This is a genomic window from Acetobacter malorum (assembly GCF_001580615.1).
GTDB lineage: Bacteria > Pseudomonadota > Alphaproteobacteria > Acetobacterales > Acetobacteraceae > Acetobacter > Acetobacter malorum.
On record NZ_LHZC01000054.1, the window covers coordinates 30,945 to 45,515 of the forward strand.

Here is a 14,571-nt window from a genome sequence, read left to right on the forward strand (position 1 = left end):
GCAGCAAGCGCCTGACCGGCTTCAGCTTCTCTCCCTCCTCCGACTTTCGGAGCATGGAAAATTCAGGGCCTGTCGGTCCATGCTTATAATGAACTGAAGTATCTCCGAGAGCATATTGATAGCCAAAACGCCCACCCGCCCCCGCAAGACCACGACGCGCAGCCGCACAAAAACGGCTGCCACGGCTGTAGACGCAGCCGCAACGGAAAAGGGTGCGGAAGCGCTTGAGGCTGCACCTGCCGAACAGGCAGACGCGCCCAAAAAACCTGTACGACGCAGACGGAAAGCTGCTGAGCCAGCCGTTGTGGCTCCCGAAGCCACGGAACAGCCCGCCACTCAAGCTGCGGAAGAGGCCCCGGTTGCTGAAGAAGCGCCTAAGCCCAAGCGCACCCGGCGCCGTGCGACTCCTGCAAAAAAAGCCGCGACAAAAGCTGTTGCTGAGTCTGCCCCTGAGCCGACCGCACCGGAAGACTCCGTGAGTGCTGCTCCGGCCCCGGCTGCTGAAGCTACCGTGGCCGAGAAAGCGCCTGAGCCTAAAAAAGCTGCGGTGACACCTGTAGCCGAGGCTCCGGCTGAATCAGTGACGGCAGAGAGCGCCGAAGCAAAAGCGGAACCTGAAAAGGACGCCGAGCCCAAGGCAACGTTTGCCGATCTGGAACTGTCCGAACCCCTTCTCCGCGCAGTGACGGAAATGGGCTACACCCATCCCACCCCCATTCAGGAACAGGCTATTCCGGCCATTCTGATGGCGAAGGATGTGCTGGGCGTGGCACAGACCGGTACCGGGAAAACGGCATCCTTTACGCTGCCCATGCTGGAAATTCTCTCCGGTTCACGGGCCAGAGCGCGTATGCCGCGCTCCCTGATTCTGGAACCCACGCGGGAACTGGCACTTCAGGTTGCAGAAAATTTTGTAAATTACGGTAAGCACCTCAAGCTGACCCATGCGCTGCTGATTGGCGGCGAGAGCATGGCCGACCAGAAAGAGGTGCTGAACCGCGGCGTGGACGTGCTGATTGCCACCCCGGGCCGTCTGCTGGACCTGTTTGAACGCGGTGGTCTGCTGCTCACCCAGACACGTATTCTGGTGATTGATGAAGCTGACCGCATGCTGGACATGGGCTTCATCCCTGACATTGAAAAAATTGTCAGCCTGCTGCCTGCCAACCGTCAGACGCTGTTCTTCTCAGCCACCATGGCTCCGGCTATCCGGCAGCTGGCGGATGCGTTCCTACGGTCTCCCAAGGAAATTACCGTAAGCCGCGCCTCTTCCGTTGCCACCACCATTACGGCTGGTCTGGTGATTGTGGATGAAGGCAACAAGCGCGACACGCTGCGCAAATTGCTGCGCGACCCCACGATGCAGAACGCCATTGTGTTCTGTAACCGCAAGCGCGACGTGGACGTACTGATGCAGTCCCTGCAGAAGCACGGTTTTTCCGTAGGTGCTCTGCATGGCGATCTGCCACAGTCAGTCCGGTTTTCCACCCTTGAAAAATTCAAGAATGGTGAGCTGAAAATTCTGGTCTGCTCTGATGTCGCCGCGCGTGGGATTGATATTGGCGGGCTCTCGCACGTCTTTAACTTCGACCTGCCGTTCCATGCAGAAGATTATGTCCACCGGATTGGCCGTACAGGCCGCGCCGGGAAAGAAGGCCACGCCTACAGTCTGGCCACGCCGTATGACAAAAATCTGGCCGAAGCCATTGAGACCCTGACCGGCAACAAAATTCCGCGTCTGACGATTGAGGGTATTGAGCAGCTGGACTGGTCGGACGAAAAACGTCCGCCGCAGGGCCGCCGCAGAGAAAAACCGGGCTCTAAAAGCCAGCATGGGACTCGAGGCGAGAAAACAGCTCCCGCTCCGCAACAGCCTAAGGCAGCAGCGCCGAAACCTGCTCCCGCAGCACCTGTGCCGCAGCCCGCGCAGGAAAGCCGTCGTTCTACAGGCCGCCTGCCGCGCCGGGATGACGCACCGCCGATGCCTGCGGGTGATGTGGTTGGCTTTGGCCACACCATTCCAGCCTTCATGCAGCTGCCGCGCCGCATGACGAATCTGGCAGACCTCCCTGCCCCGACCACAGACGTTTCTGTATCTGAAGAAGAGGCCGCAAAGCACTCAACGTGACAGCTCACACACCGGAGCAACACGCTTCAGACATTCGCGACGTAACTATTACCTATCTTGGCGCACAGGGTGACGGCGCCGCAGTTCTGGCTGACGGCCAGACCCTGCATGTGCCCTACACCCTGCCGGGTGAGCAGGTGCGGATAGAACGCACCGCATCCGGCAAATGGGCCGCGACGGAAATTCTTGTTCCCTCTCCGGAGAGAACCGAGCCGCCATGCCCCCTGTTTGGCGAATGTGGCGGTTGCACGCTCCAGCATATGGACCGTGCAGCACTGCTGGTCTGGAAAACAGACCGGGTGATGGCAGCCCTCAAAAAAGCTGGTTTTTCTGATCTGCCTGAGCCGAAGGCGTTCCAGGTGCAGCAGCATAGCCGCCGCCGGGCGGATCTGGCCGTGCGCAGAGAAGGCAAAGAGGTTCTGCTTGGTTTGCATACCCGTGGCAGCACGGACATCATTGACCTGACGACCTGCCCCGTTCTCCACCCTGCCATTATGGACTGCCTGCCGGCCCTCCGTCAGACGCTCAGAAGTCTGGAAGGGCTGTATCGGGCTGGGGATGTGCGGATTAATCTGCTCGAGTCGGGGCTGGATATCCTTCTGGTCACCGATGGGCCTCTTTCCACCGTGGACCGCACGCGACTCGCAACGTTATCGGCTGAACACGGCATTCCGCGCATCTGCTGGCAGCGGCAGGGCGATCAGGGTCTGCCGGAAACCGCCGCACAGACGCGCCCGGTGCAGCATACGCTGGCCGGGTCCACCGTCAGTCCGCCGACTGGTGCGTTTTTTCAGGCGACCGCAGAAAGTGAAACGCTGATCCAGCAGGCCGTGCTGGACGCTCTGCCCAAGCTGAACAAGCGTGATGTGGTGATTGAGCTGTATGCGGGCTGCGGCACGCTCAGCTTCCCGCTGGCCCGCCGCGCTCGCGTGCAGGCTTATGAGGGCTATCCGCCTGCCGCAACAGCCCTGAAGAACGCTGCGGGCGGCACCCGGCTGGAAGTGGCCTGCCGGGATTTAAACCGGCAGCCTATTATGGCCAAGGAACTCGCTCAGGCAGGCTGTGTGGTGCTGGACCCGCCACATGCCGGGGCCAAGCTGCAAATGAAGCAGATGATTATGGGCAAGCCCCGCAGCCTGATTTACGTCAGCTGTAATCCTGCCGCGCTGACGAACGATGCAGCAGCCCTGCACGCTGCAGGCTATCGCCTGACCAGCGTGACAGTCATTGACCAGTTCCTGTGGTCAGCCGAGGTTGAAGCCGTTTGCGGCTTCAAACATGAAAGCTCTCGCCGCAGCCGCACCGGCCTTTCTCATTCGGGTTGAGGAAGACAAACCCTTCCTCAAGCTCGGTCTGGTGGTAGTCCATCTGCGTTCCGATCAGGAACAGGGTGGCCTTGCGGTCTACCAGCAGGGTCAGGCCTTTGTCTGACACCACCTCATCCCCTTCTGTCGGGGTTTCTACAAACTGCATGTCATAGGCTTTGCCCGAACAGCCTTTGGTGGTGACGCTGATACGCAGCAGCTGCCCGGCATGGGCCGTTTTATACAAATGCTGGAGGCGTTCTGCTGCTGCGTCGGACAGACGCATTAACGGCGGCAAAGCTCTTTTGACGGGCGGCGCAACACTGGTCTGAGACATCGGTCCGTCCTTTCGATTAAAACATATTCAGGGCAAGGCGGGCTTCATCGCTCATACGGGACATATCCCATGGCGGATCCCACACGACCTCAACCTGTGCCGAGGCAACACCCGGCACTTTCTCCACAGCGTCCTTCACCTGCACCGGCAGTTCCTGCGCACTCGGGCAGTTAGGAGCCGTGAGAGTCATTTCGATTTTCACGCGACCATCATCATACAGATCAATGGCGTAGATCAGCCCCAGTTCATAAATATTGACTGGAATTTCCGGGTCATGAACCGTGGCAATGGCTTCAATCACTGCATCTTCAGAGGCCGGGCCGGTCGCTTCTCCGGTGCCCTCTGGTGCAGGACTGGTCGCCACCGTCTCCCCATCTGCAGGAACCGCGTCAGCACCCTCCGCCGAAGCGCTGGCACTGGCACTGGCACTGGCACTGGCACTGGCACTGGCACTGGCACTGGCACTGGCAGGCGCAGCATCGGCATTATCAGGAGTCCAGCTTTCGACCCGCGCTGTCTTTGCGCCAGCCTCCGGCGCGTCAGCGTGCAGAACGTCCGTGGTAGCAGTCTGCGTCATTGTGTCCTGCTCCTGCAGTTCAGGATCATGCACCTTTTCAGACATCGACATGAGAAAGCGCCTCCTTCAAAGCAACCCAGGGCAATTCTGCACAGCGGATTCTCGCCCGGTGTGCGCGCAGCGGGGCAAATGCTTCCAGAGGCCCCAATGCAGTTGTATCCGTATTCACATCCGGCGTGCTGGCCGGTTCATTCACCAGCATGGCGGAAAAGCGTCGGCTGAGATCCTGCGCCTGAGGGACAGTCAGACCGGCAACGCGTTCAGCCATCAAATCCGCTGCGGCAAGGCAAATAGCGCAGCCGCGCGTCTGATGTCTGATCTGACTGATATGGGTATCAGCCATCTGAACGTCCACCCGGGTCTTATCCCCGCAGAGCGGGTTTTTCCCCTCTCCCTGCGCATCAGCCTGTTCCAGCCGCCCTGCATGAAGAGGGGTGCGGGCACGATCAACAATCAGCCGATCATACAACGCACCGCTGTCCGCCAGACTGTTCACACAAAGAAGTTCCGAATGCGCACCAGCGTATCCGCCAGTGTGTCGATCTCTTCCGGCAGTGTGTAGAGGCCAAAGCTGGCACGCGCCGTAGCCGTCAGGCCAAGGCGACGCATGAGCGGCTCTGCACAATGGTGCCCGGCCCGCACGGCAATACCGTTCCGGTCCAGCAGAGTCGCAATATCGTGCGGGTGGACATCGTCGATGGTGAAGGAAATCACCCCGCCGCGCTCTTTGGGCTGGCCGACGACTTTGAGGCCCGGCACGTCTGCCAGACGGGTCAGAGCATGGGCTGTCAAAGCGGCTTCATGCGCGCCAATAGCCTCAAACCCGATAGCTTCCACCCATGAGATCGCCGCACCAAGACCAATGGTCTCGATAATGGCCGGGGTGCCTGCCTCGAATTTGTGCGGGACATTGGCCCAGGTCGATTTTTCAAAGGTCACGGTGGAGATCATATCTCCGCCACCCATGAACGGCGGCATGGCTTCCAGCAGTTCTTTGCGCGCCCACAGCACGCCAATCCCTGTAGGCCCATACAGCTTGTGGCCGGTGAAGGTGTAGAAATCCGCACCCAGAGCCTGCACATCCGTCTTGCGATGCACCACGGACTGGCTGCCATCAAATAGCACCTGCGCACCGGCGGCATGCGCCATATCCGCAATGGTTTTGGCAGGTGTTACGGTGCCGAGCACGTTGGACATATGGGTAATGGCAACCAGCGCCACTTTCCCGTCTGCCAGCAGGCCCTGCAGCGCATCGAGGTCGATATCCCCGGCGTCCGTAATGGGGGCAACACGCAGCTCAATCCCGGCGCGATCCCGCAGCATCTGCCAGGGGATCAGGTTGGCGTGGTGTTCCATTTCGGAAATAACCACGGCCTGCCCGGGCTTGAGCAGAGCTCCGAACGAATGCGCCACCAGATTGATGGCTTCCGTGCTGTTGCGCGTGAACACAATTTCTTCACGGGAGTGCGCGTTCAAAAAGCGTGCAATCTGATCGCGCACGGCTTCATACGCTTCCGTGGTGCGTTCGCTCATCCAGTACAGGCCGCGATGAATATTGGCATACTGGCTGCGCATGGTGTGCGCCATGGCCTCAATCACCGCTTCCGGCTTTTGAGCAGAGGCCGCGCTATCCAGAAAGACCAGCGGGCGGTCATGCACTTTTTGCGACAGGATAGGGAACTGCTGGCGGATTCCCGCCACATCCAGATCCTGCCGGACTTTGTCCTGTGTGGATGCCATGCTCATGCACTTTCTCCTGCAACCGGGAAAGACCGGGCCAGCATCTGCGTGCAGAGTGCGCGGGCCGTCTCGTCTTCAATCAGACCCAGTGCTTCATCCATAAACGCATGGATAAGGATCTGCCGCGCTTCCGCATCCGGCACGCCACGGCTGCGCAGATAGAAAAGCTGATCGTCATCCAGCGCGCCAACCGTAGCACCATGGCTGCACTTCACATCATCCGCGTAGATTTCAAGCTCAGGCTTGGCGTCAATTTCCGCGTTTTCAGACAGCAGCAACGCCTGATTCATCTGGTAGCCGTCGGTTTTCTGGGCCACCCGATCAACAAACACTTTACCCTGAAACACGCCGCGCGCATGGCCATCCAGCACGTTCCGCACGGTCTGGCGCGAGATGCAATCCGGTGCTGCATGCGTGATGACACTGGTCACATCGCCAATCTGCTTACCGCCCAGCATCTGCGCCCCGTTCACATGCACAGTTGCAAACGGTGCAGCCAGACGGGCATGAATTTCCTGACGGGACAAGGCGGCACCCAGACCCAGCACGAAGCTGTCATACGTGCCGCGCTCTGCAACCTGTGCGTAGGTGGTGGCCAGACATGCCGCATCCTGCCCTTCGGTCTGAAGGGTGACATGCTTGAGGTTAGCTTCCGCCGCCACGCTGATTTCCAGCACCGGGTTATGCAGATAACGCCCCTGCCCCGCCTGAATGCTGATCAGGGTCAGCTGCGCACCTTCATCCAGTGTGACAGAATGACGCGGATGGAAAGACACCGGCGTATCCGTCTGGCCCAGAGAGACCAGCAGCACGTCGCCGCCGTTCTTGCCAGCAGGCACATGCAACTGGGCACCGTCAGACGCCAGAGCAGCGTTCAGAGCCGTCAGCGGGTCACGATCCGGAGCAGACAGAGAACCGAAGGTCTGGGTCTTTGCGAAGAAAGAGACCTTAACCTCCGCAGGCAGCACGGAAAACGGCTCAGCATAGCGCCCGTTGACAAACACCAGACGCGGCAGGTCCGCCAGCGGGCCAGTGCTCAGCCCGAGGTTTTCAAGCTGCGCCTGAATCTGCCCGGCGTCATAGACCTCAGCCGGAGCCGCCAGCGGCGTTTCCGACAGAAAACGGAGGCTGGTATAGCGCCATTCTTCTACACGGCGGTCAGGCAGCCCACTTCTGTGCAAAGCGCCTATCGCTGCCTTGCGCACCGGGTCTGTCACCCCGTCCAGGCGTGTGCCGAACGGGGCCAGCGTGTCTGACCGATCTTTTGTGATTGCGTTCACGCCGCCTCAGCCTCCGCCAGGAACCGGGTGTAGCCTTCGCGGTCGATCTGCTGCGCCAGTTCCGGCCCACCAGAATGGATAATCCGGCCTTTCGCCATCACATGGATGCGGTCCGGCACCAGATAGTCCAGCAGGCGCTGATGATGGGTAATGACCAGCGCGGAGAAGCTGGGGGAGCGCAGACGGTTAACGCCCTCCGCCACAATGCGCAGCGCATCCACGTCCAGCCCGCTATCCGTTTCGTCCAGAATGGCGAAGGATGGCTCAAGGAGCGTCATCTGCAGCACTTCGTTGCGCTTCTTCTCACCACCTGAGAAGCCGACGTTCACGTTCCGCTTCAGCATGTCAGGCGCCATGGAAAGTTCCTTGGCCGCAGCACGGGCTGTTTTCAGGAAGGTGACGGCATCCAGCTCGTCTTTCCCACGGGCACGACGCACCGCATTCACAGCCGTGCGCAGGAAGTTGGCGTTGTTCACGCCCGGCAGTTCGATAGGAGACTGGAACGCCAGAAAGAGGCCCGCCGCAGCGCGCTCTTCGGGTTCCATCTCCAGCAGGTCCTTGCCCTGAAAGTTTACAGTGCCTGCTGTGACTTCATAATCTTCACGCCCGGCCAGCACGTAGGACAGGGTGGATTTCCCTGACCCGTTCGGCCCCATAATGGCGTGAACCTCACCCGGCGGGATGCTGAGATCCACACCTTTGAGGATTTCTTTTTCCTGCCCGTCAGCATCAATCCGGGCGCACAGACCGGAAATATCCAAAAACTGGGTCATGTCATGCACTCCCTTACCCTACGCTGCCTTCGAGGCTGATCTGCAACAATTTCTGAGCTTCCACGGCAAACTCCATGGGCAGCTCTTTCAGAACGTCACGGCAGAAGCCGTTGACGATAAGCCCCACCGCATCCTCTTCAGAAAGCCCGCGCTGACGGCAGTAGAACAGCTGGTCTTCCGAGATTTTGGAGGTGGTGGCTTCATGTTCAATGCGTGCGCCCATATTGCGGTTTTCAATATAGGGCACGGTATGCGCGCCACACTGATCACCGATCAGCAGGCTATCGCACTGTGTAAAGTTTCGGGCACCGGAGGCCTTAGGCAGCACACGCACCAGACCGCGATATGTGCTGTCTGAATGCCCGGCGCTGATGGTCTTGGCGATGATGGTCGAGCGGGTATTCCGCCCGATATGGATCATCTTGGTGCCGGTATCGGCCTGCTGGTGATTGTTGGTCACCGCCACGGAATAGAATTCCCCCACGGAGCCTTCACCCTGCAGAATGCAGGACGGGTATTTCCATGTGATGGCAGAGCCGGTTTCCACCTGCGTCCAGGAGATCTTGGAACGTGCGCCACGGCATGCGCCGCGCTTGGTCACGAAGTTATAGATCCCGCCGCGGCCATTCTCATCGCCCGGATACCAGTTCTGCACCGTGGAATATTTGATGGAGGCATCTTCCATCGCCACCAGTTCCACCACGGCCGCATGCAGCTGGTTTTCGTCCCGCATGGGGGCCGTGCAGCCTTCGAGGTAGGAAACGGAAGCACCGTCTTCCACCACGATCAGCGTCCGTTCAAACTGCCCGGTATTTTTGGCATTGATACGGAAATAGGTGGAAAGCTCCATCGGGCAGCGCACGCCTTTGGGCACGAACACAAAGGAGCCATCGGTAAACACGGCAGAGTTGAGGGCGGCGTAGAAGTTATCGCCTGCCGGCACCACACTGCCCAAATACTTGCGGACCAGATCCGGGTAATCCCGCACGGCTTCAGAAATAGGGCAGAAGATTACGCCCGCTTCTTCCAGCGTTTTGCGGAAGGTGGTGACAACGGAAACACTGTCAAACACAGCATCAACGGCCACGGGCGGACGGGCGGTTTCACCTTCCGGCAGTTCCACCCCGGCCAGCATCGCCTGCTCATGCAGCGGAATGCCCAGCTTTTCGTAGGTGCGCAGCAGTTCCGGGTCCACTTCTTCAAGGGACTTCGGGCCGGGCTTTTTCTTGGGTGCTGCGTAGTAGTGCAGGTCCTGATAATCAATCGGCGGGTAGGACACCTTGGCCCATTCAGGCTCTGTGGTTTTCAGCCACGCGCGATAGGCCGCCAGCCGCCATTCCAGAAGCCATTCCGGCTCCTCTTTTCTGGCGGAAATCAGGCGAATGGTATCTTCGTTCAGCCCCTTGGGGGCGACGTCCATATCAATGTCCGTCTCGAAGCCCCATTTGTAGGAAGACTGACCGAGTTTTTCGACTGCTTCACGCGTTTCGGTGACTGCTGGCATTGTTCAAGCCCCTTCGCGTCTCGTGCTGGCGCTCATCAGCGCGTTTCTCTTCGTCATGACTGCACCGCATGCGCTCTTCTGGCGCATGATCTCCAGAGAAATACCTTCCAACGTGTCCCGAATGGCTTTGTTGATGGTATCCCAGCTGCCGCACATGCCGCAGGACACGCCGGTATCACACTCTCCACCATCCACACAGGCTGTCAGCGCAATCTTGCCATCCACTGCCGTAATAACGCTGGCGACAGAAATATCAGCCAGCGGACGGGCCAGCCGGTAGCCGCCTTTGGCACCCCGCTGGGACAGCACAAACTTATGAGCGGATAAAACCTTAAGAATTTTCGCGACAGTCGGTTCCGGCACACCGGTCTCGGCTGCAAGGGCGGGTGATGTGACCACACCATCCTGCTCGCCAAGATTGACAAGTATGACAACCGCATAGTCCGCCAGACGGGAAAGTTTCAGCATTATCCTGCCATCAGGTGATTGGAGACCAGTCAGGTCCTGTTTCAGACACATGGGGCGAAGCGGGCCAAAGGTCAACCCAAAAGCAGCATAGCTGCCCCGGCGGTCTTACTGGGCGTTCAACCCAAACAGGAGCCGCAGGACGGCAAACAGCAACGCCCCTACGCCAAAGCCAACCAGCGTGCCGTTGAAGCGGACATATTGCAGGTCCTTCCCCACGCGCAGTTCCAGTTTTTCCGCAATCTGCACCGCGTCCCATCCTGCCACGACGCGGGCGATGAAATCCGCCATCCGCTCCCGCACAAACGGCAGAGCCTTGACGGTTGCCTTGTCCACGCTGGCCATAATCCGTTGCCGCATGACCGGGTCTTCCCGCAGTTGTGCGGTAATATGGGTCAGCCCTTCTTCTACCAGAGAGGCGATACGACCATCCGGATCTTCCACATCCGCTTCCACCAGACGCCGGAAGCGCTGCCAGATATCGGCCCACCAGCTCACAACACTTTCATGTGAGAGCACGCCCATGATGGCCTGAGAGATATCGCTGCCGCGTTCCGGGTCCGTTTCAATACGGTCAATCTGGGAGCGTACCCAGGTGGTAAAGCCTTCACGCAGGGTGGAATTCTGCGGATCGACCCGCTCCAGCTCTTTGCTGGCGGCCATCAGAACCCGCGTAGCGATAGAGCCGCCTATGGCCCAGCCAAGCAAACGACCGCCCTGTTCGCGCACACGCTCTTCAATCATGTCGCGCAGAGCGCCTTCTCTGGCCTGCAAGCCGTCTTTGATCTGGCTAAGCAGAAAGGACAGCACTTCCTGATGCCGGTCATCATCCACAAGGCTGCGCAGAGCCCTCGCCACAATGGGGGCCAGATTGCTGTTGCCCAGCAAGCGCGGGAAAATCTTGCCAATAGCCCCGCTGGCCCGCCCATCTTCTAGCCGGTCCAGCATTTTGGGCATGGAGGCCAGAACGGAGCGCGTCAGTGTCTCCCGCGTCGCCGGGTCATCCAGCATGTTGGCCAGAAAGGTGGGGATATCCACCTGCTCCAGCACACGGGCAATTTCTTTTTCCGTAAAGACCTGCCCGGATACAAAGCGCCCCAGCGCCCGGCCCAGCCGCTCTTTCTGGGCAGGCAGAATAGCCGTGTGGGGAATCGGCAAACCCATGGGGTGGCGGAACAGAGCAACCACGGCAAACCAGTCTGCCAGACCGCCTACAACACCAGCGCGTGCCCCGGCCCGCAGCATTTCCAGCCAGAAGCCATCCTTCACCCATCCGGCAGCGGGGGCCGCGTAGCCCACAACAGTCAGCCCTCCCATGCCCACCAGCAAGCCGGTTGCAGCGCGCTGGTAGCGTTTGAGGGTCTTCCGGGCGGCGAGATCGCCGTCACTTTCAGGGTATGACGTCATAGTATCTGAATAGCACTCCCACTCTCGCCCCCCAAGTGTGCGTGAGTGTGTTGCAGCGAAAGAGCAGACATGAAACTGTAACGTCTTCCCCTTCCCCCCGCCGTACTGCGAACCCTGAGCGAGGTGCAATAATGGATTTTTCTACTCTTCCGCCCAAACTTCAGACCATTTTTGCACCGATCCTGCAGGACAAAGAAGCCCTGCTGCCGGTCGAAGGCGTGAATCCGGTTCTCTGCACCGCCCGGCAGCTTGAAGATGCGCTGGAAGACGGTGACCTCTCGCTCCCGGATGTCACCGCGCTGGTGCAGACCCTTCGGGATTCCGCCTTCCTGCGTCGTGCCAGACGCCTGCATCGTTATGTTGGCGGAGCGGAAGAGACGACTACCGCCAAACGGCTGTCTGCTGTTGCTGAGCGCGTCATTGCCTCCCTGCCTGCCCCCACGCCGGAAGCCTTTCAGGACGCCGTCAGCCCCGTGCGCTTTGCCGCTGTTTTTACGGCGCACCCTACGTTTGCGCTTAGCAACCCGGTGTATGCGGCGCTGGCCGACTGTGCGTCCGAGGATGTTTTGCCGGACGAGGCTCCGTCTTTTGAAACGCACCGCCGCGACGGCCCGCCCACGCTGGAAGAGGAATTCACCCTCGCCACGCAGGCCATCATCCGGGCGCGAGACGCCATGGACCAGCTGAATGGCGCGCTTTTAGAAACCGCCCAGCAGCACTGGCCGGAGGCGTGGACGTCCATCATTCCGCGACCGGTCATCGCCACCAGCTGGGTGGGGTATGATACGGATGGCCGCACGGATATCGGCTGGTGGGACACGCTGCGCCTGCGCCTGCGCATGAAGCTGTTCCAGCTGGAACGTCTGGACCAGCAGATCAGTGCCTCTGGCGCTCTGGCCCCGGCTCTGACGGACCGGCTGCACAAAGCCATTGCCTGCGTCAAAACCCAGATCAGCGCCACGCCGACCGGCCCGGATGCCGAAGCCGTCGCCCGATTTGCAGACGCGCTGGTGAATCAACACGCGACAGCCCTGCTGAATGCGGATGATCTGGCGGATGATCTGGACGCCGCCTTACAAGCCGCGCCTCCTGCTGCACAGCTCCCGCTGGCCGTGGCACGCGCGGGTTTCATGGCGCATGGTCTGGCGCTGGCCCACACACATGTGCGGCTGAACGCCACGCAAATTCATAACTTTGTCCGGCAGAAGCTCGATATTCCGGATGACCCGGCCAATCCGGCCCACCGGCGTGCCCTGCTCAACCGCCTGAATGAAGCACTGGAAAGCGTGCAGCCCGTGCCGGTTGATTTCGGCGCGCTGATGGGAGACCCGTCTACGGCAGGCCGCCTGATGATGACGGTCGCCCAGATGACCAAACACATCGATAACCAGACCCCCGTCCGCTTTCTGATTGCCGAAACGGAAACCGGTTACACTCTGCTGGCAGCCCTCTGGGCAGCCCTGCACTACGGCGTGGCGGACAAGGTGGAAATCTCTCCCCTGTTTGAAACAGAAGACGCCCTGAGCAACGGTGACCGCATTGTGGAAGAGGCCCTGCGCTCCCCCACATGGCGGGCCTATGTGCAGCGCACCGGGCGCATCAGCTTCCAGTTCGGCTATTCCGATTCCGGCCGCTATGTCGGCCAGCTGGCTGCCACCTATCTTATCGAGCGCCTGCGCCTGAAAATTCATGACCTGCTGGTCCGCTGGAACCTGCAGAACGTGACGGTCATTTTCTTTGATACGCATGGCGAGAGCATTGGCCGCGGCGCGCATCCATTTCGTATGGCCGGGCGGCTGAGCTACCTTTCCCCCACTCATGTAAGGACCGAATTTGCCAACACCGGCATTGCCTGCCGGGAGGAAACGGCCTTTCAGGGCGGGGACGGCTACCTGCTGTTCGGCACCCCGCATCTGGCGGGCGCGACTCTCGCTACCATTGCGGAAAACCTGTTCAACCCACTGCATCAGGAAGGTGACCCGGTTTACGAGCAGCCGGTCTTTTCGGCTGATTTCTTCTCCAGCATTTCCGAAGGCATGCAGGCTCTGGTGGAAGACCCCGGTTACGCCGCCCTGCTTGGTGCATTTGGTCCGGCGCTGATTGACCGCACCGGCTCCCGCCCGCCAGCGCGCCAGAGTGCGGAGGCCGCCACCAGCACCCGCCTGACCCATCCGGGCCAGCTGCGCGCCATTCCCAACAATGCGATTCTTCAGCAACTCGGCTGGTGTGCCAACACCCTGCAAGGGCTGGGAGCCGCTGCGCGCCGACACCCGGAGACGTTTGAAAGCTTCAACACCTCCAGCCCGCGCTTCCATCGCGCTCTGGATTTTGCCCGCCATGCCTTGACCAGCTCAGATGACCGGGTTCTGCAATCCGTCATCAATCTGCTGGACCCCAGCTACTGGCTGGACCGCGCCACAGCGGAACCCAAAGCGCCACGCCGGGCGGCCTTCCTCACCCTGATGCAGGATCTGGAAAAACTGAACCTTTCAGCAGACCTGCGCACCATGTTCCGCCGCATTCAGGCAGACCATCTGGCCCTGCGGGAAGCATGGGAGGACGCCCCGCATGGCGCGCCGCTCAACCGCGCGTTGCATGCCATTCGGGTGGCCTTAATTGAGCGCATCTGGATTCTGGCGTGCCGCATTCCCTTCTTCATGCCGCGCGGGGGCTTTAACCGGGATGTGATGATGCAGCAGATTCTGCGTCTGGAAATTCCGGCTGTGCTCAAAGAAATGGTGCATATTTTCCCATCAGGCACCGTTGCCTCCAACCTTGATTTCTATGAACCCCGTGGCCCGCGTGAGCAGGGCATTTACGAGCGGGAGCACCGGGAAATCTTTGTGCCCATGCAGCAGATGTTCGCCCTGCTCCGTGAGATCAGTGTCGGCGTCATGCATGACATTGGCGCATTTGGCTAAACGGAGGCGCAACTCCACCATGAATGCTTAGCCCGGAACCAAACTCTCCGGGCTGACGTTCAGTCTTGCAGGACTGACACGGACGACGAAGCATTTTATGCCCAGATTTTTACTGAACCCAGAACAACGGAGTGT

At 60.0% G+C, this 14,571-nt stretch carries 12 protein-coding genes; 3 read left to right on the top strand and 9 right to left on the bottom strand.

From position 1 onward, the window contains the following. The first annotated feature begins 115 nt into the window (after window positions 1-115). Complete coding sequence (locus AD930_RS11920) at window positions 116-2,128, top strand: DEAD/DEAH box helicase (protein ID WP_156477057.1); 2,013 nt, start codon at window positions 116-118, stop codon at window positions 2,126-2,128. Further along, a complete protein-coding gene (gene rlmD, locus AD930_RS11925; RefSeq protein WP_082781860.1) occupies window positions 2,125-3,453 on the top strand; it encodes a 23S rRNA (uracil(1939)-C(5))-methyltransferase RlmD in 1,329 nt (442 codons plus the stop codon). Before AD930_RS11920 ends, rlmD begins: the two co-directional genes overlap by 4 nt. On the opposite strand, the gene AD930_RS11930 is transcribed toward rlmD, so the two are convergent. The 9 genes from AD930_RS11930 to AD930_RS11970 all read right to left on the bottom strand — a co-directional run bounded on the left by AD930_RS11930 (window position 3,401) and on the right by AD930_RS11970 (window position 11,515). After that, a complete protein-coding gene (locus AD930_RS11930; RefSeq protein ID WP_043550649.1) occupies window positions 3,401-3,769 on the bottom strand; it encodes a HesB/IscA family protein in 369 nt (122 codons plus the stop codon). The two genes, rlmD and AD930_RS11930, sit on opposite strands and share 53 nt — an antisense overlap. Before the next feature lie 16 nt (window positions 3,770-3,785). Then, complete coding sequence (locus AD930_RS17460; RefSeq protein ID WP_082781876.1) at window positions 3,786-4,133, bottom strand: SUF system Fe-S cluster assembly protein; 348 nt, start codon at window positions 4,131-4,133, stop codon at window positions 3,786-3,788. Between the two features lie 250 nt (window positions 4,134-4,383). Continuing rightward, the gene (sufU, locus tag AD930_RS11940; RefSeq protein ID WP_043550646.1) at window positions 4,384-4,842 is read right to left on the bottom strand and encodes a Fe-S cluster assembly sulfur transfer protein SufU; all 459 of its coding nucleotides are present in this window, start codon (window positions 4,840-4,842) and stop codon (window positions 4,384-4,386) included. Further along, on the bottom strand, window positions 4,839-6,086 hold the full coding sequence (locus AD930_RS11945; protein ID WP_156477078.1) for an aminotransferase class V-fold PLP-dependent enzyme: 1,248 nt from the start codon (window positions 6,084-6,086) through the stop codon (window positions 4,839-4,841). The genes sufU and AD930_RS11945 overlap by 4 nt, the downstream gene beginning before the upstream one ends. Before the next feature lie 2 nt (window positions 6,087-6,088). Beyond that, window positions 6,089-7,366 (bottom strand): Fe-S cluster assembly protein SufD, encoded by a 1,278-nt coding sequence (sufD, locus tag AD930_RS11950; RefSeq protein ID WP_061506438.1) that lies wholly within the window; start codon window positions 7,364-7,366, stop codon window positions 6,089-6,091. Then, window positions 7,363-8,139 carry a Fe-S cluster assembly ATPase SufC gene (sufC, locus tag AD930_RS11955; RefSeq protein ID WP_061506439.1) on the bottom strand — a complete coding sequence of 259 codons (777 nt, stop codon included), beginning with the start codon at window positions 8,137-8,139 and terminating at the stop codon, window positions 7,363-7,365. Before sufC ends, sufD begins: the two co-directional genes overlap by 4 nt. A 13-nt stretch (window positions 8,140-8,152) precedes the next feature. After that, window positions 8,153-9,643 carry a Fe-S cluster assembly protein SufB gene (sufB, locus tag AD930_RS11960; RefSeq protein WP_043550642.1) on the bottom strand — a complete coding sequence of 497 codons (1,491 nt, stop codon included), beginning with the start codon at window positions 9,641-9,643 and terminating at the stop codon, window positions 8,153-8,155. A gap of 3 nt (window positions 9,644-9,646) precedes the next feature. Beyond that, complete coding sequence (locus tag AD930_RS11965) at window positions 9,647-10,111, bottom strand: SUF system Fe-S cluster assembly regulator (RefSeq protein WP_043550641.1); 465 nt, start codon at window positions 10,109-10,111, stop codon at window positions 9,647-9,649. Between the two features lie 105 nt (window positions 10,112-10,216). Continuing rightward, window positions 10,217-11,515: a DUF445 domain-containing protein gene (locus AD930_RS11970; protein WP_061491471.1), complete on the bottom strand. Its 1,299-nt coding sequence runs from the start codon at window positions 11,513-11,515 to the stop codon at window positions 10,217-10,219. A 131-nt stretch (window positions 11,516-11,646) separates the two neighbouring features. Here AD930_RS11970 and AD930_RS11975 point away from each other — a divergent pair, with 131 nt between their 5' ends. Continuing rightward, window positions 11,647-14,436, top strand: coding sequence for a phosphoenolpyruvate carboxylase (locus tag AD930_RS11975; protein ID WP_061506440.1), 2,790 nt, complete (start codon window positions 11,647-11,649; stop codon window positions 14,434-14,436). Window positions 14,437-14,571: the final 135 nt, after the last annotated feature.

Bases quoted from the DNA above. Each gene is read 5' to 3' on its own strand.
- AD930_RS11970 (WP_061491471.1), bottom strand. From the start codon at position 11,515: ATGACGTCATACCCTGAAAGTGACGGCGATCTCGCCGCCCGGAAGACC.
- AD930_RS11965 (WP_043550641.1), bottom strand. From the start codon at position 10,111: ATGCTGAAACTTTCCCGTCTGGCGGACTATGCGGTTGTCATACTTGTC.
- sufB (WP_043550642.1), bottom strand. From the start codon at position 9,643: ATGCCAGCAGTCACCGAAACGCGTGAAGCAGTCGAAAAACTCGGTCAG.
- AD930_RS11975 (WP_061506440.1), top strand. From the start codon at position 11,647: ATGGATTTTTCTACTCTTCCGCCCAAACTTCAGACCATTTTTGCACCG.
- AD930_RS11930 (WP_043550649.1), bottom strand. From the start codon at position 3,769: ATGTCTCAGACCAGTGTTGCGCCGCCCGTCAAAAGAGCTTTGCCGCCG.
- sufC (WP_061506439.1), bottom strand. From the start codon at position 8,139: ATGACCCAGTTTTTGGATATTTCCGGTCTGTGCGCCCGGATTGATGCT.
- AD930_RS11945 (WP_156477078.1), bottom strand. From the start codon at position 6,086: ATGGCATCCACACAGGACAAAGTCCGGCAGGATCTGGATGTGGCGGGA.